Source organism: Pantoea sp. CTOTU50773, from assembly GCF_032082325.1.
GTDB classification, from domain to species: Bacteria; Pseudomonadota; Gammaproteobacteria; order Enterobacterales; family Enterobacteriaceae; genus Pantoea; species Pantoea communis.
The window spans coordinates 22,674-43,307 of the sequence record NZ_DAMDQC010000011.1; the positions used below are offsets into that span (position 1 = coordinate 22,674).

The 20,634-nt window shown below is 55.5% G+C and carries 16 protein-coding genes and 1 pseudogene; 11 read left to right on the top strand and 6 right to left on the bottom strand.

The genetic code is table 11. The features are described from left to right. The first annotated feature begins 190 nt into the window (after window positions 1-190). The 5 genes from glgB to glgP all read left to right on the top strand — a co-directional run bounded on the left by glgB (window position 191) and on the right by glgP (window position 9,622). Window positions 191-2,377, top strand: coding sequence for a 1,4-alpha-glucan branching enzyme (gene glgB, locus RT340_RS03185; protein ID WP_160834056.1), 2,187 nt, complete (start codon window positions 191-193; stop codon window positions 2,375-2,377). Further along, window positions 2,377-4,356 (top strand): glycogen debranching protein GlgX, encoded by a 1,980-nt coding sequence (gene glgX / locus RT340_RS03190; protein WP_097118915.1) that lies wholly within the window; start codon window positions 2,377-2,379, stop codon window positions 4,354-4,356. Before glgB ends, glgX begins: the two co-directional genes overlap by 1 nt. A 10-nt stretch (window positions 4,357-4,366) precedes the next feature. Next, the gene (gene glgC / locus RT340_RS03195; protein WP_034827087.1) at window positions 4,367-5,650 is read left to right on the top strand and encodes a glucose-1-phosphate adenylyltransferase; all 1,284 of its coding nucleotides are present in this window, start codon (window positions 4,367-4,369) and stop codon (window positions 5,648-5,650) included. Window positions 5,651-5,719: 69 nt separating this feature from the next. Then, window positions 5,720-7,153, top strand: a complete 1,434-nt coding sequence (glgA, locus tag RT340_RS03200) for a glycogen synthase GlgA (RefSeq protein ID WP_097118917.1) — start codon at window positions 5,720-5,722, stop codon at window positions 7,151-7,153. Between the two features lie 21 nt (window positions 7,154-7,174). Next, window positions 7,175-9,622 carry a glycogen phosphorylase gene (gene glgP, locus RT340_RS03205; RefSeq protein ID WP_097118918.1) on the top strand — a complete coding sequence of 816 codons (2,448 nt, stop codon included), beginning with the start codon at window positions 7,175-7,177 and terminating at the stop codon, window positions 9,620-9,622. An 88-nt stretch (window positions 9,623-9,710) separates the two neighbouring features. On the opposite strand, the gene RT340_RS03210 is transcribed toward glgP, so the two are convergent. After that, window positions 9,711-10,268, bottom strand: coding sequence for a DcrB family lipoprotein (locus tag RT340_RS03210; protein ID WP_034827084.1), 558 nt, complete (start codon window positions 10,266-10,268; stop codon window positions 9,711-9,713). Window positions 10,269-10,393: 125 nt separating this feature from the next. Continuing rightward, window positions 10,394-11,059, bottom strand: a complete 666-nt coding sequence (locus RT340_RS03215) for a 7-cyano-7-deazaguanine/7-aminomethyl-7-deazaguanine transporter (protein ID WP_034827083.1) — start codon at window positions 11,057-11,059, stop codon at window positions 10,394-10,396. 307 nt (window positions 11,060-11,366) lie between these two features. Between RT340_RS03215 and tusA the strand changes: the two genes are divergently transcribed. After that, a complete protein-coding gene (tusA, locus tag RT340_RS03220; RefSeq protein WP_034827082.1) occupies window positions 11,367-11,615 on the top strand; it encodes a sulfurtransferase TusA in 249 nt (82 codons plus the stop codon). Here the strand turns inward: tusA and RT340_RS03225 are convergent. Then, entirely contained in the window at window positions 11,612-13,888 is a 2,277-nt protein-coding gene (locus tag RT340_RS03225) for a zinc/cadmium/mercury/lead-transporting ATPase (protein WP_313374054.1), read from the bottom strand. The two genes, tusA and RT340_RS03225, sit on opposite strands and share 4 nt — an antisense overlap. 92 nt (window positions 13,889-13,980) lie before the next feature. After that, entirely contained in the window at window positions 13,981-14,610 is a 630-nt protein-coding gene (locus tag RT340_RS03230) for a lysoplasmalogenase (RefSeq protein WP_034827077.1), read from the bottom strand. A gap of 162 nt (window positions 14,611-14,772) precedes the next feature. Between RT340_RS03230 and RT340_RS03235 the strand changes: the two are divergent. After that, window positions 14,773-15,129 (top strand): annotated as a pseudogene (locus RT340_RS03235) (DUF2500 domain-containing protein). Window positions 15,130-15,156: 27 nt separating this feature from the next. Here the strand turns inward: RT340_RS03235 and RT340_RS03240 are convergent. Next, window positions 15,157-15,426 carry a DUF1145 family protein gene (locus RT340_RS03240; RefSeq protein WP_034827067.1) on the bottom strand — a complete coding sequence of 90 codons (270 nt, stop codon included), beginning with the start codon at window positions 15,424-15,426 and terminating at the stop codon, window positions 15,157-15,159. Then, a complete protein-coding gene (rsmD, locus tag RT340_RS03245; RefSeq protein WP_058960042.1) occupies window positions 15,416-16,015 on the bottom strand; it encodes a 16S rRNA (guanine(966)-N(2))-methyltransferase in 600 nt (199 codons plus the stop codon). Before rsmD ends, RT340_RS03240 begins: the two co-directional genes overlap by 11 nt. Window positions 16,016-16,245: 230 nt before the next feature. On the opposite strand from rsmD, the gene ftsY reads away from it, so the two are divergent. The 4 genes from ftsY to rpoH all read left to right on the top strand — a co-directional run bounded on the left by ftsY (window position 16,246) and on the right by rpoH (window position 20,633). After that, window positions 16,246-17,886 (top strand): signal recognition particle-docking protein FtsY, encoded by a 1,641-nt coding sequence (gene ftsY, locus RT340_RS03250; protein ID WP_313374058.1) that lies wholly within the window; start codon window positions 16,246-16,248, stop codon window positions 17,884-17,886. A gap of 5 nt (window positions 17,887-17,891) precedes the next feature. Next, window positions 17,892-18,560: a cell division ATP-binding protein FtsE gene (ftsE, locus tag RT340_RS03255; RefSeq protein ID WP_034827061.1), complete on the top strand. Its 669-nt coding sequence runs from the start codon at window positions 17,892-17,894 to the stop codon at window positions 18,558-18,560. Continuing rightward, window positions 18,550-19,536 carry a permease-like cell division protein FtsX gene (gene ftsX / locus RT340_RS03260; RefSeq protein ID WP_058960044.1) on the top strand — a complete coding sequence of 329 codons (987 nt, stop codon included), beginning with the start codon at window positions 18,550-18,552 and terminating at the stop codon, window positions 19,534-19,536. The genes ftsE and ftsX overlap by 11 nt, the downstream gene beginning before the upstream one ends. A gap of 239 nt (window positions 19,537-19,775) precedes the next feature. Then, window positions 19,776-20,633 carry an RNA polymerase sigma factor RpoH gene (rpoH, locus tag RT340_RS03265; protein ID WP_034827057.1) on the top strand — a complete coding sequence of 286 codons (858 nt, stop codon included), beginning with the start codon at window positions 19,776-19,778 and terminating at the stop codon, window positions 20,631-20,633. Window position 20,634: the final 1 nt, after the last annotated feature.

The window sequence follows — 20,634 nt, forward strand, 5'->3', positions numbered from 1 at the left end:
TAACAGTGATGTGCCGGTTGTTTACTGTTTTTGCTTTCCGAACTGAATGGTTGTTGTACACGGCAAAGATCTTCTCCCATGGACGGTGTCCTCTCTTGCTGATGTACGTATGGCTCAATGAAAAGCAGCGCACCAGAGGCGGCATTGTTGTCCACTCCGGTCGCCTGCGCAAAATCATAGGAAGAAAGTCATGTCAGAGCTTCCCGATCGCCAGGCGATCAATGCCCTTTTTGCCGGGAATTATGCCGATCCCTTCTCTTTTTTGGGGATGCACCAAACTGTCGAAGGCCTTGAAGTGCGCGCGCTGCTGCCCGATGCCTCCGAAGTCTGGGTGATTGAAACCAACACCGGACGCAAATGCGCGCAGCTTAAATGCCTCGATTCACGCGGCTTCTTCTGCGGTGTGATCCCACGCCGTAAAAACCTGTTTCGCTATCAGCTGGCGGTCACCTGGCACGGCCAGCAAAACCTGATCGATGATGCCTATCGCTTCGGTCCTCTACTGGCCGAAATGGATGCCTGGCTGCTCGGCGAAGGCACGCATCTGCGCCCGTATGAAACGTTAGGTGCACATAACGCCACCATCGATGGCGTCAGCGGCACCCGTTTCTCGGTGTGGGCACCGAACGCACGTCGCGTCTCTGTGGTAGGCGAATTCAATTTCTGGGACGGTCGTCGTCACCCGATGCGCTTCCGCCGTGAGCTGGGTATCTGGGAGCTGTTTGTGCCGGGCGCGGTGAATGGCCAGCTGTACAAATATGAAATTATTGATGCGTCAGGGCAGATGCGCATCAAAGCCGACCCGTTTGCCTTTGAAGCACAGATGCGCCCGCAAACCGCCTCAATGATCTGCGGTTTACCGCCGAAGGTGGAGATGCAGCCGCAGCGCAAAGCCGCCAATGCTTTTGATCAGCCGATCTCGATTTACGAAGTGCATCTGGGATCCTGGCGCCGCCACACCGACAACAACTTCTGGCTGAGCTACAAAGAGCTGGCCGAACAGCTGGTGCCTTACGTCAAAGAGATGGGCTTCACCCACATTGAACTGCTGCCGATCAACGAACATCCGTTTGATGGCAGCTGGGGCTATCAGCCTCTTGGCATGTATGCACCCACGCGCCGCTTTGGTACCCGCGATGAGTTCCGCCACTTTATCGCCGCAGCGCACGATGCCGGCCTTAATGTGTTGCTTGATTGGGTGCCGGGTCACTTTCCCAGTGACGATTTCGGATTGGCGAAATTTGATGGCACCGAACTGTATGAGCACAGCGATCCGCGTGAAGGCTACCATCAGGACTGGAACACACTGATCTACAACTTTGGACGCCGCGAAGTCAGTAACTATCTCTCCGGCAACGCGCTGTATTGGATGGAGCGCTTTGGCATTGATGGCCTGCGTGTGGATGCCGTGGCATCGATGATCTACCGCGATTACAGCCGCAAAGAGGGCGAATGGATCCCTAACCACTTTGGCGGGCGTGAAAATCTTGAAGCGATTTCCTTCCTGCGCCACACCAACCGCACACTGGGCCGTGCGGCACCGGGCACCATCAGCGTGGCAGAAGAGTCCACCGACTATCCGGGTGTGACACGCCCTTCTGAAGATGGCGGCCTCGGCTTCTGGTTCAAATGGAACCTCGGCTGGATGCACGACACGCTCGACTACATGAAACTCGATCCGGTGCACCGTCGCTATCATCACAACCTGATGACGTTTGGCATGCTTTATAACTACACCGAAAACTTCGTGCTGCCGCTGTCGCACGATGAAGTGGTGCACGGTAAACGCTCGATTCTTGATCGCATGCCCGGCGATGCGTGGCAAAAGTTTGCCAACCTGCGTGCCTATTACGGCTGGATGTGGGGCTTCCCCGGTAAAAAGCTGCAGTTTATGGGCAACGAGTTTGCGCAAGGGCGTGAGTGGAACCACGATTCGAGCCTCGACTGGCATCTGCTGGAGGGCGAAGACAACTGGCACAACGGCGTACAGCGTCTGGTGCGCGATCTCAACCACAGCTACAAACACTTCACGCCATTACATCAACTTGATTTCGATGCGCAGGGCTTTGAATGGCTGGTGGTCGACGATCATGAAAACTCGGTGTTTGTGTTTGTGCGCCGCGATCGTGACGGCAATGAAATCATCGTTGCCAGTAACTTCACGCCGGTGGCGCGCCACGACTACCGCTTTGGCGTCAATCAACAAGGCGGCTGGCGTGAGGTGCTGAACACCGATCAGCAGGATTATCACGGCAGTAATATCCGCAATCACGGCATCGTGCATACCGATAACATTGAGAGCCACGGTCGGGCGCAATCCCTGAGCCTGACCTTGCCGCCGCTGGCCACGATTTGGCTGGTGCGGGAGGGCGACTGATGCTGGAGCCCGGGCAGCCAACGCCGTTGGGCGCCCATTACGATGGGCGCGGCGTTAACTTCACGCTGTTTTCCCGCCATGCCGAGCAGGTGGAGCTGTGCCTGTTTGACGCGCACGGCGTTGAGCGTCGCTTTACGCTACCCGCGCGCAGTGGGGATATCTGGCACGGCTATTTTTCGGCATTAAAGCCCGGCCAGCGTTACGGCTATCGCGTCCACGGTCCGTGGGCACCACAGCAAGGTCATCGTTTTAACCCCGCCAAACTGCTGGTGGATCCCTGCGCGAAAGCGGTGGTGGGGGATATTCCCGACGATCCGCGTTTTAGCGGTGGTGAGCAGCAGCCGGATGAGCAGGATAACGCCGCCATTGCGCCCAAATCACTGGTGATCGCTGAAGATTTTGACTGGGATGATGAGAAACCACTGCGTACGCCGTGGGGCAAGACGGTGGTGTATGAGGCGCACGTGCGTGGCTTAACCCGGCAACATCCGGAAATTCCGGAAAGGCTGCGCGGGACTTATGCGGCACTGGGCCATCCTGCTATGGTGAAGTACTTACGCCATCTCGGCATCACCGCGCTGGAACTGCTGCCGATAGCGCACTTCGCCAGCGAGCCGCGTCTGCTACGACTCGGGCTGAGCAATTACTGGGGTTACAACCCGTTCGCGCTGTGGGCGGTGGATCCGCGCTATGCCTCCGGCGAGCAGGGTTTAACGCCCTTGCAGGAGTTTCAGCAGGCGGTGAAAGCGCTGCATGCGGCGGGTATCGAAGTGATCCTTGATGTGGTGTTCAACCACACTGCCGAGTTGGAAGAGATTGGCCCCAACATTTCATTGCGCGGCGTGGATAACGCCAGCTATTACTGGCTCGACGCGCAGGGCGAATATCAAAACTGGACCGGCTGCGGCAACACGCTCAATCTCAGCGATCCGCAGGTGATGGAATGGGCATTAGAAGCGCTGCGCTATTGGGTGCGGGACTGCCATATCGATGGCTTCCGTTTTGATCTCGCCAGCGTGCTGGGTCGTACGCCGGACTATCGGCAGGATGCGCCGCTGTTCATCGCCATTAAAGCCTGTCCGGTGCTGTCACAGGTCAAATTGATTGCTGAACCGTGGGATATCGGCCCCGGCGGCTATCAGGTGGGCAATTTTCCCGAAGGATTCGCGGAATGGAATGACCATTTCCGCGATGCCGCGCGCCGTTACTGGCTGCACGGCCAGCTCAATAATGGCGAATTTGCCCGGCGGTTTGCCGCCTCCAGCGATGTGTTCCAGCGAGAGGGACGCTTGCCGCACGCCAGTATCAATCTGATCACCGCGCATGACGGTTTTACGCTGCGCGACGTGGTGAGCTTCAACAATAAACACAATCAGGCCAACGGCGAAGACAATCGTGACGGCAGTAGCAGCAACTTCAGCCACAACCATGGCAAAGAGGGGCTACAGGTCAATTTCGATATTGTCGAACGTCGTCGGCGTAGCGTGCATGCTCTGCTGACCACGCTGCTGTTGGCGCAAGGTACACCGATGCTGCTGGCCGGGGACGAACGCGGTCACAGCCAGCACGGTAACAATAACGCGTACTGTCAGGACAACCCACTCACCTGGTTGCACTGGCATCAGGATGATTTTGGACTGGTCGACTTCACTGCCGCGTTAATCCGGCTGCGTCAGCGCATTCCTGCACTGACAGCGGATCGCTGGTGGCAGGAGGGCGATGGCAATGTGCAGTGGTTCAATGCCAGCGGCAAACCACTGGGAAATGAGGAGTGGGAACAGGGGGCGCACAGAATGCAGATCCTGCTCTCCAGCCGCTGGTTAATAACAATCAACGCCACGGAATCGGTGAGTGACCTTGCCTTACCAGACGGAGAGTGGCGTGCCATTCCTCCTTTCGCCGGGGAAGATAACCCCATCCTGACAACTGTCTGGCACGGGCCCGCACACGGCGTGTGTGTGTTCCTAAAGCAATCATAAGGAGTCAGACATGGTTAAGTTAGATAGAACAGATCCACTGATGCTGGCGCGCCAGCTCCCTACACAAACGGTGGCGTTGATCCTTGCTGGCGGGCGCGGTACGCGTCTGAAAGATCTCACCGCGAAACGTGCCAAACCTGCCGTTCATTTCGGCGGCAAGTTCCGCATCATCGACTTTGCGCTGTCGAATTGTATCAATTCGGGTATTCGGCGCATCGGCGTGATTACCCAATATCAGTCGCATACGTTAACGCAGCACATCCAGCGTGGCTGGTCGTTATTCAACGAAGAGATGAATGAATTTGTCGATTTGCTGCCGGCGCAGCAGCGTGCATCCACCGAGCATTGGTATCGCGGTACCGCCGATGCAGTTTCGCAGAACCTCGACATCATTCGCCGCTATCGAGCGCAATACATCGTGATTCTCGCCGGGGATCATATCTACAAAATGGATTACTCGCGCATGTTGCTCGATCACGCTGAACGTGGCGCGAAGTGCACCATCGCCTGCTTACCGGTGCCGCTGGCGGAAGCCACCGCATTTGGTGTGATGGCCGTAGATGCGGACAACAACGTGGTGGATTTTGTGGAAAAACCGCCGAAGCCACCGTCAATGCCGGGTGATGACACCAAAGCGTTAGCCAGTATGGGAATCTACGTGTTCAACGCTGATTACCTCTACCAGCTATTGGAAGAGGATTTGCTGATCCCTGAATCGAGCCACGATTTCGGCAAAGATTTGCTGCCAAAAATTGTCGCCAGCGGTGAAGCCTATGCGCACTCCTTTACCTTGTCGTGCGTACAGAACGATGAAAACGCTGAGCCTTACTGGCGTGACGTCGGAACGCTGGAAGCTTACTGGCGCGCTAATCTCGATCTGGCCTCGGTCACGCCGGAACTGGATATGTACGACCACGACTGGCCAATCCGTACGCATATGGAACCCTTGCCGCCCGCCAAATTTGTGCAGGATCGCTCGGGCAGCCATGGCATGACGATGAATTCACTGGTTTCCGGCGGCTGCATTATCTCCGGTTCCGTGGTGGTGAATTCGGTGTTGTTCCCGCGCGTGCGTATCAACTCATTTTGCAATATCGACTCTTCGGTGCTGTTACCGGATGTGGTGATCAATCGTTCCTGTCGTCTGCGTCGTTGCGTGATCGATCGCGCCTGCGTGATTCCGGAAGGCATGGTGATTGGTGAAAACCCTGATGAAGACAGCCGCCGTTTTTACCGTTCAGAAGAAGGCATCGTTTTGGTGACGCGCGCCATGCTGGCCAAATTGGCTGGCTGACCACGAACGCAACGAGCAAGCACATAATCGCCGCGGGGAACGCGCGCGATAACACAATAGGGGTCCAGGATGCAGGTTTTACATGTCTGTTCAGAACTTTTCCCGCTGCTGAAAACCGGCGGGTTGGCTGATGTCGTCGGCGCATTGCCTCAGGCTCAGATTGCGGGTGGTACGGATGCGCGGGTATTGCTTCCCGCTTATCCGGATCTGCGTAAAGGGATTCCTGACACCGAGATCGTTGCGGAATTGCATACTTTTGCTGGCCCGGTCCGTTTATTATTTGGACAATTCAATGGCGTTGGCATTTATTTAATTGATGCGCCGGGATTGTATGAGCGTCCCGGCAGCCCTTATCACGACACATCGCAGTTTGCCTACGTGGATAACTATCTGCGTTTTGCGCTGCTGGGCTGGATGGGCGCCGAGCTGGCCAGCGGGTTGGATACCTACTGGCAACCCGATGTGGTGCACGCGCATGACTGGCACGCGGGGTTAACCTGTGCTTACATCGCGGCCCGTGGACACCCGGCAAAAACGGTGTTTACCGTGCACAACCTCGCGTATCAGGGGCTGTTCAATTCGCGTCATCTTGATGAGATCCAGATCCCGCGCAGTTTCTTCACCATGCATGGCCTGGAGTTCTACGGACAAATTTCGTACCTCAAGGCGGGATTATTTTATGCCGATCATATAACCGCAGTCAGCCCGACGTATGCTCTGGAAATCACCCGGCCAGAATTCGGTTATGGCATGGAAGCGCTGCTAGAGCAGCGTCTGAAAGAGGGGCGGCTGAGTGGCATCCTGAATGGCGTTGACCCGGGTATTTGGGACCCGGCGCACGACCTGCTGCTGACGGCGCGTTACGACCGGGAAACGCTGGAGAGCAAAGCGGAGAACAAGCGCCAACTACAGATCGCCATGGGCCTGAAGGTGGATGACAAAGTGCCGGTATTTTGTGTCATCAGCCGTTTGACCAAACAGAAAGGGCTGGATCTGGTGCTGGAAGCGTTACCGGGGCTATTGGCGCAAGGCGGGCAGCTGGTGCTGTTGGGCCAGGGCGATGCAGAGTTACAACAAGGTTTCCTCGCTGCGGCGGCGGAACATCCAGGCAGCGTCGGCGTACAGATCGGTTATCACGAAGCCTTCTCACACCGCATTGTCGGTGGCGCCGATGTGATTATGGTGCCGAGCCGTTTTGAACCGTGCGGCTTAACTCAGTTGTACGGTTTGAAATATGGCACATTGCCGTTAGTGCGCCGCACCGGCGGGCTGGCAGATACCGTGCAGGACAGTTCGCTGGAGAACCTCGCTGACGGGGTCGCAAGCGGTTTCAGTTTTGAAGACAGTAACGCCTGGTCGCTGCTGCGGGCGATTCGACGTGCTTTTGTCCTCTGGTCCCGTCCTTCTCTCTGGCGCTACGTTCAGCGGCAGGCGATGGGGATGGATTTTAGTTGGCAGGTGGCCGCACAAGCCTACCGCGATCTTTATCAACGTTTGCTGTAATCAGAGATTGGGATACTGGATATGAATGCACCTTTCACCTATGCCTCACCCACGCTTACGGTTGACGCACTGAAGCACTCAATCGCCTATAAACTGATGTTTACTATTGGTAAAGACCCGTCGATCGCCAATCACCATGAGTGGCTTAACGCCGCCTTGCTGGCGGTGCGCGATCGCATGGTAGAACGTTGGTTGCGCTCCAGCCGTGCGCAGCTGTCGCAGGATGTGCGTCAGGTTTACTACCTGTCGATGGAGTTCCTGATGGGACGCACGCTGGGCAATGCATTGCTGGCGATGGGTATCTACGATGATCTCAATCAGGCGCTGGAGGAGATGGGGCTAGACCTTAGCGAACTGATGGACGAAGAGAACGATCCGGGGCTCGGCAATGGCGGCCTGGGTCGTTTAGCGGCGTGTTTCCTTGACTCGCTCGCCACCCTCGGTTTGCCGGGACGCGGTTACGGCATTCGCTACGATTACGGCATGTTCAAGCAGAATATTGTCGACGGTCAGCAGCGTGAATCGCCGGATTACTGGCTGGAATACGGCAATCCGTGGGAGTTCCAGCGCTTTAACACGCGCTACAAAGTGCGTTTCGGTGGCCGTCTGCAGCATGAAGGTGCGCGCGTTCGTTGGCTGGAAACCGAAGAGATTATCGCGGCGGCTTACGATCAAATCATTCCGGGTTTCGACACCGATGCCACCAACACGCTGCGCTTGTGGAGCGCGCAGGCCAGCAATGAGATCAACCTCGGCAAGTTTAACCAGGGGGATTACTTTGCGGCGGTGGAAGATAAAAACCATTCAGAGAACGTATCGCGCGTGCTCTATCCGGATGACTCCACCGATTCAGGCCGTGAACTGCGTTTGCGTCAGGAGTATTTCCTCGTCTCCGCCACGGTGCAGGATATTTTGAATCGCCACTGGCAAATGCATGAAACCTGGGACAACCTGGCGGATAAAATTGCTATCCATCTCAATGACACCCACCCGGTTTTAGCCATCCCTGAATTGATGCGCTTGTTGATCGACGATCACAAGTTCAGCTGGGATGATGCTTTTGAGGTCACTTGCCAGGTGTTCTCGTACACCAACCACACATTGATGAGTGAAGCGCTGGAAACCTGGCCGGTGGATATGTTCGGCAAGATTCTGCCGCGCCACCTCAGCATTGTTTTCGAAATCAACGATTACTTCCTGAAAACCATCCAGGAATACTATCCGGATGATTGGGATTTGATGTCACGCATCTCGATCATCGACGAAAACAACGGCCGCAAGGTGCGCATGGCGTGGCTGGCGGTGGTGGTCAGCCACAAGGTGAATGGCGTTTCAGAGCTGCACTCCAATCTGATGGTGCAGTCGCTGTTTGCTGATTTCGCGCGCCTGTTCCCGGGGCGTTTCTGTAATAAAACCAACGGCGTGACGCCGCGTCGCTGGCTGGCGCTGGCCAACCCGGCGCTTTCTGATGTGCTGGATGAGACGATTGGTCGCACCTGGCGAACCGACCTCAGTCAGCTGAGCGATCTGACGCCACACATCGATTATCCGGCCTTTATCGAGCAAGTTTCCGACGCCAAATTCGCCAACAAAAAACGTCTGGCGGATTGGGTGGCGAAAAACATGGATATTGTGCTGGATCCGCATGCGCTGTTCGATGTGCAGATCAAACGTATCCATGAATATAAGCGTCAGCTGCTTAACGTGCTGCACGTCATCACCCGTTATAACCGCATCAAAGCCGATCCCACCGCGGATTGGGTGCCGCGCGTGAATATCTTCGCCGGTAAAGCGGCGTCGGCCTATTACGTGGCGAAGCACATCATCCATCTGATCAACGATGTTGCCAACGTGATCAACAACGATCCGCAGGTGAAGAACAAGCTGAAGGTGGTGTTTATTCCTAACTACAGCGTGAGCCTGGCGCAGATCATTATTCCGGCGGCGGATCTGTCCGAGCAGATCTCTACGGCAGGCACCGAGGCGTCCGGCACCAGTAACATGAAGTTTGCCCTCAATGGCGCGTTGACCATCGGTACGCTGGATGGTGCGAACGTCGAGATGCGCGAGCATGTGGGTGCGGAAAATATCTTTATCTTCGGCAACACCACGCCGCAGGTCGAGCAGCTGCGCAAGGATGGCTACAACCCGCGTAAATATTATGAGGAAGATGCCGAGCTGCACCAGGCGCTAACGCAAATTGCCAGTGGTGCATTCAGCCCGGGAGAGCCAGGTCGCTATCGCAATCTGTTTGATGCGCTGGTGAACTTCGGCGATCACTATCAACTGCTGGCCGATTATCGCAGCTATGTGGATGCGCAGGATAAGGTGGACAAGCTTTATCGTCAGCCGGATGAGTGGCAGCGCCGTGCGGCATTGAATATCGCCAACATGGGCTACTTCTCAGCAGACAGGACGATCCAGGAGTACGCGGACGAGATTTGGCATATTTCGCCGGTGAGATTGTAAGGTATGAAATGGGTCGCCATTAAAGGCGACCCTGAACGCAATGGATGAGATTTTCGAAGGGTGCGCTTTTATACGCACCTATAAAGCATTACTTGAGAGTGATGCTTTTCACGATCGCATCAGCATCGCTCTGCGCCTGCTGCTGATTGTCGGCTGGAAGAGTGATCTGCAGTGTCAGCAGTTTGCCATCCACTTTTGCCAGAATCACGGAAGACCATGAGGTTTGGTTGTTGGCCGAAATCACGGTATCCAACTGCTGAGCGGGCTGATCTTTCAGCGTCACCGCTTTGTTAGAAACGACCTGCAACTGCGGATCGCGACCGCGCTGCTGCTGTTCCAGACGCTGTGACAAGGCATCCAGCGCTTCGTTGGTCGGATCGCCCGCAATCACAATAATTGCGCGCTGGCCGGTTTCATCGGCGTACACATGCATATTGGTAGATTCAGAACCGAGTTTACCGCTTTTATCAGACATGCCCGCCGGCAGACTGAAGCTCAGCTTGCCGTCCATCAGGTTCACCGTCTGGGCTGACTGGCTGGCGCTGGCACCGTTGCTGCCTGCCGCCGCATCTTCTTTCTTCTGATCACAGGCCGCAAGGCCTAACACCAACAAACCAATACCCGCATATTTCACTAAGTTACGCATTCTTCTCCCTTTGATGATTCCAGTCAGGTGTTTTCTACCCGGTATAAAAACGGAATCGGCGGTCAAAAGCAACCGCCGGTTTGTCAGGAAATCTTAGCGCGCTGCGGCGTTTCGTCTATGTGCAATTAGCCGAAATTGATCTGACGCTGTGTCGAGCGCTCTGCCAGACGTTTTAGCAGGCTGTTCAGCAACACACCGTAAGCAGGCAGGAAGAAAATCATGCAGATCAGCACTTTGAAGCTGTAATCCACCAGTGCGATCTCCACCCAATGCGCGGCCATGAACGGGTCCGGGCTCTTGTAGAAGGCGATGAAAAAGAAGGCCAGCGTATCGCTGATATTGCCGAGGAACATGGCTGCAGCAGGGGCGATCCACCACTGCGGTAAACGACGCAAACGGTTAAAAACGTGGACATCCAGAATCTGACCGAGCGCATAGGCCATAAAGCTGGCACTGGCGATACGTGCGACAAACAGATTCACCTGTTCCAGCGATGCCCATCCTTGCCATTCGCCCTGGTAAAACACACAGGACACCACGTAAGAGATAAACAGCGCCGGGATCATCACCGCCAAAATAATACGACGGGCTAACGGCGCGCCAAAGATGCGCACGGTGAGATCGGTAGCGAGGAAGATAAATGGAAAGCTAAAGGCACCCCAGGTGGTGTGGAAGCCGAAGATGGAAACCGGCAGCTGGACCAGATAGTTACTGGACGTGATCACCAGCAGATGGAATAGGGAAAGCCAAAACAGCGCATGCATGCGCTGACGTGCAGAGAAATCAATCATGTGAGACCTTTTTGAGTAATGGGGTGAGGGAACCCAACAATCCTCTTCATACTTCGCGTTGTCGCTTCGTTGGCTAAGTTCGCGTACCCCAGCCACTTACTTATGTAAGCTCCTGGGGATACACGCACTTGCCGCCTTGCTAAAACGCGAATTATTTCGAGGATTAAGCAATTTGGTAAAAAAACGGCGGCATCTTAGCGCGTTGCGCAAATAATGCAATGGTTAATTTTAACGCAATCGTTATCGCCTTGCGCTCTCCATTTAGCGCGCTAGAATGAGCGCCCATCTTGAATGAAGACAGAGAATCATGAGCGATCCCTTTTCTGCGCCGGACCACAAGCTTGATGCCCTTGGCCTGCGCTGCCCTGAGCCCGTAATGATGGTGCGCAAAACCGTGCGCACCATGCAGGCGGGCGAAACCTTACTGATCATTGCCGATGATCCGGCCACCACGCGTGATATTCCCGGTTTTTGCCGCTTTATGGAACATCAGTTGCTGGCACAGCAGACGGAAACGCTGCCGTACCAGTATCTGATTCAGAAGGGCACGGCTTAACGCTGTCGCAGCAATCGCAAAGCGTTGGCTGTGACCAGCGCTGTCGCACCTGAATCTGCCAGCACTGCCAGCCACAGACCGGTGAAACCGAGCAGTGTGGTGATCAGGAAAATGCCTTTCAGCCCCAGCGCTATCGCGATGTTTTGACGGATGATGGCGCGCGTGCGACGGGCCAGTGCGATAGTGCGTGGCAGAATTGCCAGACGGTTTTGTGTCAGCGCGGCGTCGGCGGCTTCCAGCGCGACATCGGTGCCGCTGCCCATGGCAATGCCAATCGTGGCCGCTTTCATCGCCGGGGCGTCGTTAATGCCATCGCCTACCATGGCCAGCGGCTGCTGCTCCTCCAGTTTGCGCACCATCTCCACTTTATCGGCAGGCAACAAGCCGGCGCGATAATCGATGTTGAGTTGCGTCGCCATCGACGCCGCCGCACGCGGGTTATCACCGGTCAACATCAGGCTATTAATGCCCAGCGCTTGCAACTGTGCCAGCGCCGTGACGGCTTCCTCGCGTAGCTGATCCTGCAACGCCAGGGTGCCGATGACGGTCTCATCCTGTAACAGCACCACCACGGTTTTACCTTGAGCTTCCCGTTGCGCGATCGCCTGCTGCTGATCGGTCGTGAGCGTGGTGGCATCGCGTGGAGCCAGCAGCTGATAGGTCACGCCATCAATCTGCGCACGGATGCCGCTGCCAGCCAGCGTTTGCTGCTGCCGGGCGCGCGGTAGCCTGAGCTGGCGCTTTTCGGCCTCACGCACGATGGCGATCGCCAATGGATGGCTGGAACCTTGCTCCACTGCCGCCGCAATGCTCAGCAGTGCATTTGCTTCCATCGCACTGAAAGATTCGACCTCGGTCACCTGCGGTTTACCCAGTGTGAGGGTACCGGTTTTATCGAATGCGATGGTCTGGATGCGGCTGAGACGTTCCAGCGCGGCGCCACCTTTGATCAGGGCGCCCTGTCGCGCGGCCGCCGCTAAGCCAGAGGTGATTGCAGCGGGGGTAGAAATCACCAGCGCACAAGGGCAACCAATTAACAGCAGCGTCAGGCCTTTATAAATCCACGGCAACCACGCTGCCCCCGCTAACAGTGGCGGCAGCACCATCACTAACAGCGCCAGCAGCATAATGGCAGGCGTATAAATGCGGCTGAAGCGATCGATAAAGCGCTCAACCGGTGCACGGTGGCTTTCAGCTTCTTCGATGAGCTGTAGGATGCGATCAATCGCGCTCTGGCCAGGTTCGGAGATGACTTTCAGCGTGACCAGGCGATCCACGCTAGTGGCGCCCGCCATCACCGTTTCGCCCGGCTGACGGGCAACCGGCACGGACTCGCCCGTCAGCGCACTTTCATCAAAACTGGCGCTCTGGTTTAGCAGCTCGCCATCGGCCGGCAAACGACCGCCAGCCGCGACTTCAATCGTATCGCCAGGATGCAAGTCAGCCAGCGCCACCTGCTCGCGCTGCGTGCCTTTCAAACGCGTAGCAGTATCGGGGCGCAGTGCCATTAACGCCGTCACACCGCGTCGTGCGCGAGAAGCTGCAAATGACTCCAGCCTTTCACCCAGTTGGAACAGCAACAGCACCATCGCGGCTTCAGCATGTGCGCCAATCACCAACGCACCGGTGGCGGCAAGGGTCATCAGGGTTTCGATACTGAAGGGTGAACCGCCTCGCAGCAGTTTCCACGCGCTGAATGCAATCGGAGCCAGGCCGATCAGCGTGGTCATCACAAACAGGCGATCGCCCCATACCGGAGAAACCTGGCTCAGCAGACAACTGGCAAGCATCAGCAGCGCCAGTAACAGCAAACCGGCATTTTCCTGCCAGCGGCGTTGCGGTGCGGGCTGAGATTGCGGATCGTTTGAGGTCAGGGTAAAACCGACATTTTTGACGGCCTGTTCGATGGCCGGGCGAATATCCTGGTCGGCATCCACCACCAGTTTTTCACTGGCAAAAATCACGCGAGCGGTGCGCACCTGCGCCAGCTGTTGTACAGCACTTTCAATTTTTCGCGCGCAGCTGGGGCAATCCATTCCGGCAATCTGCCAGCGGAATTGATGAGATGTGGATGAGGGCCTGTCGCTTTCGGCGTCGCTTTCGCCGCCGGGACTGCCGCTGTCGTTGTCACAGCAACCGCAACCACTTTCTGGTGTGGCGGGGAGGGCGGCTGAGATTTTCAGCGTCGTAGGTGAAACACTGCGAATGGCGCACAGCGGCTGGGTTTTGCTATGGGATTTTCCACAACGGCATGAATGAGAATGGGCGTGCATAGAGCCTCCGGTATCAATGCGGGCCACTGCCCGCATCCCGAATGCTACACTCTGGAGTCAACTCCAGAGTCAAGCAAAAGGTCATCTTTTCTTCAATACAGCCACAGCGAACGCACAATCATAAAGTGGCCGGCGAAATAGCAAGCGGCAACAATGGCGCTATCGGCACTGAAACGGCGGCGATAATGGGTGATAAACCAGATAATGTTGCCTAATAGCAGCAGTCCGGCGCCAACCAATAGTGAGAAGCTGTAATCCGTCGGGCGGAAGAAGTAATTCTCTGCCGCCATCCAGTTCATCACCAGCGTCATCCCAATTAGGGTACAGATCGGCCAGCGCAAATCCTCCAGCTTCGACCAGATAATGCCAATCACCACCACCCCAATCACCAGCAGCGTGACCGGAATCGGCCAGAAGAAACTCATGGTCATGTGGGCAGCAAAGCTGATGGTGTAGAGCAGATGTGACAGGAAGAATGCACCCAGCGCATAGAGCATTTGCTGGCGAGGCAGTAACGTCAGTGCATCGCCGACCAGAGTGGCAACCAGGCCAGCCAGAATCAGGTAATCGGTGGTATTGAGCGTGGGCGCTTGCCAGGCCCAGGCGACCAGCAACAGCAAGGTAACAGGTTTGAACAGCCAGCGTTGCCACTGCGGGCCACGGTATGAAGCATCAACGTACAGCCAACCGGAAAAAAGTACGGCAAGGAAAGACCAAAGCATGTTTTCTCCCTTTTCTGAACGTGCTGTTCAGAGTCATGAATTTTCCCAAAATCGCGATCTCAGTGTAAGTTACCGGCGACGAATGTGACAATCGGTCAACTCTGGTTGTATGCTTTGTCGTCTTTTACTGTTCCGACATTAACGCAAAGTGCGAGAGAAAACATGAGCAAACCACCGCTAATCTTTTTCATCGTTCTGGCGATTATTGCCGTATTGGCGACCCGTCAGTTTATTAAGCAACGCCGTGAAACCGCGGTAAATGATGCTTCACCGATTCGCTCCCTGAGCGTAGAAGTGACAACCAAACGTGAGTTTCCTTCCCCCAATCGCCGTTCGCGCCAGCTTGAATAGATTGTGGCTGAAGATATGAAGTACGAAGCCTGGTTTCATCCACTCAATGGGGCGAGTGATATCAAGGTGGTGGTGAGCGCCGATGACTATCATCCTATCGGTAAGGGCGCGAAGGGAGAGTTGAAAATGCAGGGCAGTCGCTTTGTCAGTTTCACGCCTGCGCAATAAAACGGGCCGCTGCAGCGGCCCGTATCGTTACATCTTCGGGTAATGCTTTTTCTGCCACGCCAGCAGTTCAAACACACCAAAAAAGAAAATCTTCGCTTGCGTGACGCCACTGAGTTTTGGCGCCTCTTTCGGCTGAGTCGCGCGCAGCAGAACCAGCTGCAAGCCGTGCATGATCACCATGAAGAACAGCGCCACATGCACAAAGTAGCGCAGCGGTGTCGGGAAAGGATGCACCAGATTGAGCAGCAGAAATGCCCAGACGCAAATCATCAGTAATCGTCCCAGATTAAGCCACATCGTGCGTCTCCTGTTGGCGTTGATAAAGGCGATATGCCACCTGACCGGCAATTTTTTCGCGGTACAAGTCCCAGTTAGCGGGCGCCACAGGCGTGCCGTGCTCCACTTCGCTTTCGACGTAAATCAGTGCGTTCTCCGCCAGCCAGCCGTTGTTTTCCAGCAGCGTCAGCGTCTCCAGCAGTAATCCTTTACGGAATGGTGGATCAACAAACACCACATCGAACGGCTCTCCGGGTTGGCTCAACCACTGTAGCGTATTGGTCTGCACGACGTTGCCTTGCGTCGCACGCAGGGTTTGCAGATTCTGCGACAGCTGCTGGGCAACGGAACGTTCCATCTCAAGCAGCGTAGCAGACGCCGCATAGCGTGACAGTGCTTCCAGGCCGAGCGCACCGCTACCGGCGAAGCAATCGAGACAACGCGCTTCCTGAATATCCGGCGCTAACCAGTTAAACAGGGTTTCACGCACGCGATCGGTTGTCGGGCGCAGGCCTGCGCTATCCGGCACCGGTAATTTGCGGCCGCGCCACTGTCCGCCAATGATACGAATCTGGCCAGCAGCGCCGCTGCTGCGGGGGGATTTACTCATTTTGCTCACAACTCGTCATAATTTGTTGCGTAGTTTAACGGGCGTGGCAGGCAGAAGAAACGTAAAAAAGGGTGCTGTGGTGCGCTGGCTGGAAAGTGTTAGACTACTGAGTTGATATGGGGCGCGTAATTGCCTGATTTTTACGCCGCTCACGAACAAAAAATTGAATTTTTTATCCCCTGGGAACAGCGTGCTACCGGGAATAAGCCATCGAGGAGTGTGGTTACACAATGGCAAAAGAGAAAAAACGTGGCTTTTTTTCCTGGCTAGGCTTTGGCAAAGAAGAAGAGAAGCAGCAGCCTGCGGAAGAGCAGCAACCGGCCGAAGCGGCGCAACAGCCGATCGCTGAAGAGAGCGCGTTAGCAAGCGCCGAAGCGCAGGCGGAAGAGACGGTTGCCGTCACTGAGCACGTAGCCGAAGAACAACGGGCACAGCCGGAAGCGGTGGTGTCCAAGCCGATCACGGCAATTGAAGAGGAAGTGCTACCGGAGGAGGAAATCCATCCGGACGTAGCACCTGTCGAAGAAGAGCCTCAGGCAGAAGAACTGATTGTTGAAGCGCCTGCTGCGCAGCACGAGCCGGAGATCGAAGAAGCGTCCGTTGCGCCAGTAGTTGCGCAGTACGAGCCGGAAATCGAAGAAGCGGTCGTTGAGCCAGTGATTGCGCAGCATGAGCCAGAGATCGAAGAAGCGGTCGTTGAGCCAGTGGTTGGGCAGCATGAGCCAGAGATCGAGGAAGCGGCTGTTGAGCCACTCGTTGCGCAGCATGAGCCGGAAATCGAAGAAGCAGCCGTTGAATCGGAAGACGACGCGTTAAGCGACGAAGAACTTGAAGCCTTGGCGTTGGCCGAAACCTATGCGGAAGACGCTGAAGCCGAAGCGCAGGATACTGTCAGCGATTTACCGCTGGCCGCAGCGCCGCTGATCACGCAGGAGCAGGATCGTCCGACCAAAGAGGGCTTCTTTGCTCGCCTCAAGCGCAGCCTGGTCAAAACCCGAGAAAACCTCGGTTCCGGTTTTGTTAGCCTGTTCCGCGGCAAAAAAATCGATGATGACCTGTTTGAAGAGCTGGAAGAGCAGTTGCTGATTGCTGATGTGGGTGTAGAGACCACGCGCCGCATCATCACCAATCTGACGCAGCAGGCTAACCGCAAGCAGTTGCGTGATGCTGAAGCACTTTACGGCCTGCTGAAAAGTGAAATGGCCGGCATTCTGGAAAAGGTTGATCAGCCACTGGATGTGGGCGGCAAAACGCCGTTTGTTATCCTGATGGTAGGCGTCAACGGCGTGGGTAAAACCACCACTATCGGTAAGCTGGCGCGTCAATATCAGGCTCAGGGAAAATCAGTGATGTTGGCGGCGGGTGATACCTTCCGTGCAGCAGCAGTGGAACAGCTTCAGGTCTGGGGTCAGCGTAACAACATTCCTGTGGTGGCTCAGCATACGGGTGCTGACTCGGCTTCCGTTATCTTCGACGCCATTCAGGCCGCGAAGTCACGCAACGTCGATGTACTCATTGCAGATACCGCTGGTCGCCTGCAGAACAAAGCCCATCTGATGGAAGAGCTGAAAAAAATCACCCGCGTGATGAAAAAGCTGGATGAGGATGCACCACATGAAGTGATGTTAACCCTCGATGCCAGCACCGGGCAAAACGCCGTTAGCCAGGCCAAACTGTTCCATGAAGCGGTAGGACTGACCGGGATCACGCTGACCAAGCTGGACGGCACCGCCAAAGGTGGTGTGATCTTCTCGGTTGCCGATCAGTTTGGTATTCCGATTCGTTATATCGGTGTCGGGGAAGGCATCGAGGATTTACGGCCGTTTAAGGCCGCAGACTTTATTGAGGCACTGTTTGCCCGAGAGGAATGATTGGGATGATTCGCTTTGAAGAGGTCAGTAAAGCATACCTGGGAGGACGTCAGGCGCTGCAGGGAGTGGATTTCCATCTTCGCCCCGGCGAAATGGCATTCCTGACCGGCCACTCCGGTGCAGGGAAAAGTACCTTGCTGAAGCTGATTTGTGGCATTGAGCGCCCGAGCGCCGGGCAAATCTGGTTTAGCGGCCACGATATTTCACGTCTGCGTCGCAGCGAAGTGCCTTTCCTGCGACGTCAGATCGGGATGATTTTCCAGGATCACCACTTGCTGATGGATCGTTCGGTCTATGACAACGTGGCGATTCCACTGATCATTTCCGGCGCCAGTGGTGAAGATATTCGTCGCCGTGTATCGGCAGCGCTGGATAAAGTCGGCTTGCTCGACAAAGCGAAGAGTTATCCGATCCAGCTTTCTGGTGGTGAACAGCAACGTGTGGGTATTGCCCGCGCGGTGGTGAACAAACCTGCGGTGCTGCTGGCGGACGAACCCACCGGTAATCTGGATGATGCCCTGTCAGAAGACATTCTGCGCCTGTTTGAAGAGTTCAATCGTGTTGGTGTGACCGTCTTAATGGCGACGCACGACACCGGGCTGATTGCCCGCCGCAATTACCGCTTGATGACGCTGAATCAGGGACGCCTGCACGGAGGCCATGATGGTCAATAAACGCAATAAGCGCCCAGCGGCGCCGAAGGCGGCGAAGGCGCCTTCAAAAAGTAAGGCGCTGAAAGGCGGCTGGCAGGAGCAGTGGCGCTATGCGCTGCGCGGTACGCTCTCGGATATGTGGCGTCAGCCGCTGGCCACGCTGCTGACCGTGATGGTGATTGCTATCTCGCTGACGCTGCCGAGCGTCTGCTATATGGTGTGGAAAAACGTCAGCCAGGCGGCGACGCAGTGGTATCCGGCACCGCAGTTGACGGTGTATCTGGATAAAGCGCTGGATGATACGGCGGCTGAGAATGTCGCTGCTGAGCTGAAAAAGTTAGATGGCGTGGATAACGTTAACTATCTGACCCGTGAAGAAGCGCTGAATGAGTTCCGCAACTGGTCTGGTTTCGGCGGTTCAATGGACATGCTGGAGCAAAACCCGCTGCCTGCCGTGGCCATCATCACGCCGAAACTGAATTTCCAGAATTCAGACACTATGGCTAACCTGCGCGACCGCGTGTCGAAAGTGCAGGGTGTGGATGAAGTGCGCATGGATGACAGCTGGTTTGCCCGTTTAGCGGCGTTAACCGGGCTGGTAGGGCAAATTGCTTCGATGATTGGTCTGCTGATGGTGGTGGCGGTGTTCCTGGTGATTGGTAACAGCGTGCGCCTGAGCATCTTTGCCCGTCGCGATACCATTAACGTGCAAAAGCTGATTGGTGCCACCGACGGCTTTATCTTGCGTCCGTTCCTGTATGGCGGCGCGCTGTTAGGTTTCAGTGGTGCAGTGCTTTCACTGCTGCTGTCCGAAGTGCTGGTACTGCGTCTGCAATCAGTCGTAGCGCAGGTGGCGACGGTGTTTGGCACCACCTTTGTTCTTGAAGGTTTTTCCTGGGACGAAGGGCTGCTACTGCTGCTCATCGCCGCCATTATTGGCTGGGTTGCCGCATGGTTAGCCACTGTACAACATTTACGCCGATTTACGCCGCAGTAACCAACAGCAACGTTTTTTGATATACTCTTCCTCTGCTGCCGACGATCTGGGAGCAGAGGAATCTTCCTATTTTCCCCGCCGTCATCTGTGTGTAAAATATTCACTGCTAATATTGAACTTGTGGATAACTTTGTCGTCCAAGTAGCACAGATTGCTTTTGGTTTTTTCGCGACGTTGACATAATGTAACGTCTGCGCAAAATACCGCGCAGCAAGTCCATTGAATTTGTGAGGGTTTGAATGACCAAAGAAATGCAAACTTTAGCGATTGCGCCTCTGGGTAACCTGGAATCTTATGTCCGGGCTGCCAACAACTGGCCGGTATTAACGGCAGAAGAGGAGAAGGCATTAGCGGAGAAACTGCATTACCAGGGCGATCTGGATGCAGCTAAGACGCTGATCCTGTCTCACCTGCGCTTTGTTGTTCATATTGCTCGTAACTACTCCGGTTACGGCCTGCCACAGGCGGACCTGATTCAGGAAGGTAACATCGGCCTGATGAAGGCGGTGCGTCGCTTCAACCCTGAAGTTGGCGTGCGTCTGGTGTCATTTGCCGTGCACTGGATCAAAGCAGAGATTCACGAATACGTGCTGCGTAACTGGCGTATTGTGAAAGTCGCGACCACGAAAGCCCAGCGCAAGCTGTTCTTTAATCTGCGTAAAAGCAAACAGCGTCTTGGTTGGTTTAATCAGGATGAAGTGGAGATGGTTGCGCGCGAGTTGGGCGTGAGCAGCAAAGATGTCCTCGAGATGGAATCTCGTATGGCCGCGCAGGATATGACTTTCGACATGTCTTCGGATGACGAAGCTGGCGAAGGTAAGCCGATGGCACCGGTACTCTATCTGCAGGATAAAACCTCAGACTTTGCCGACGGCATTGAAGAGGATAACTGGGATGCGCACGCTGCTGATAAGCTGAGCGATGCCATGCTGAGCCTTGATGAGCGCAGCCAGCACATCATCCGCGCCCGTTGGCTGGATGATGAGAATAAAACCACTTTGCAGGAGTTGGCCGACAAATATGGCGTCTCTGCAGAGCGTGTGCGTCAGCTGGAAAAGAACGCCATGAAGAAACTGCGTATGGCGATTGAAGCCTGAT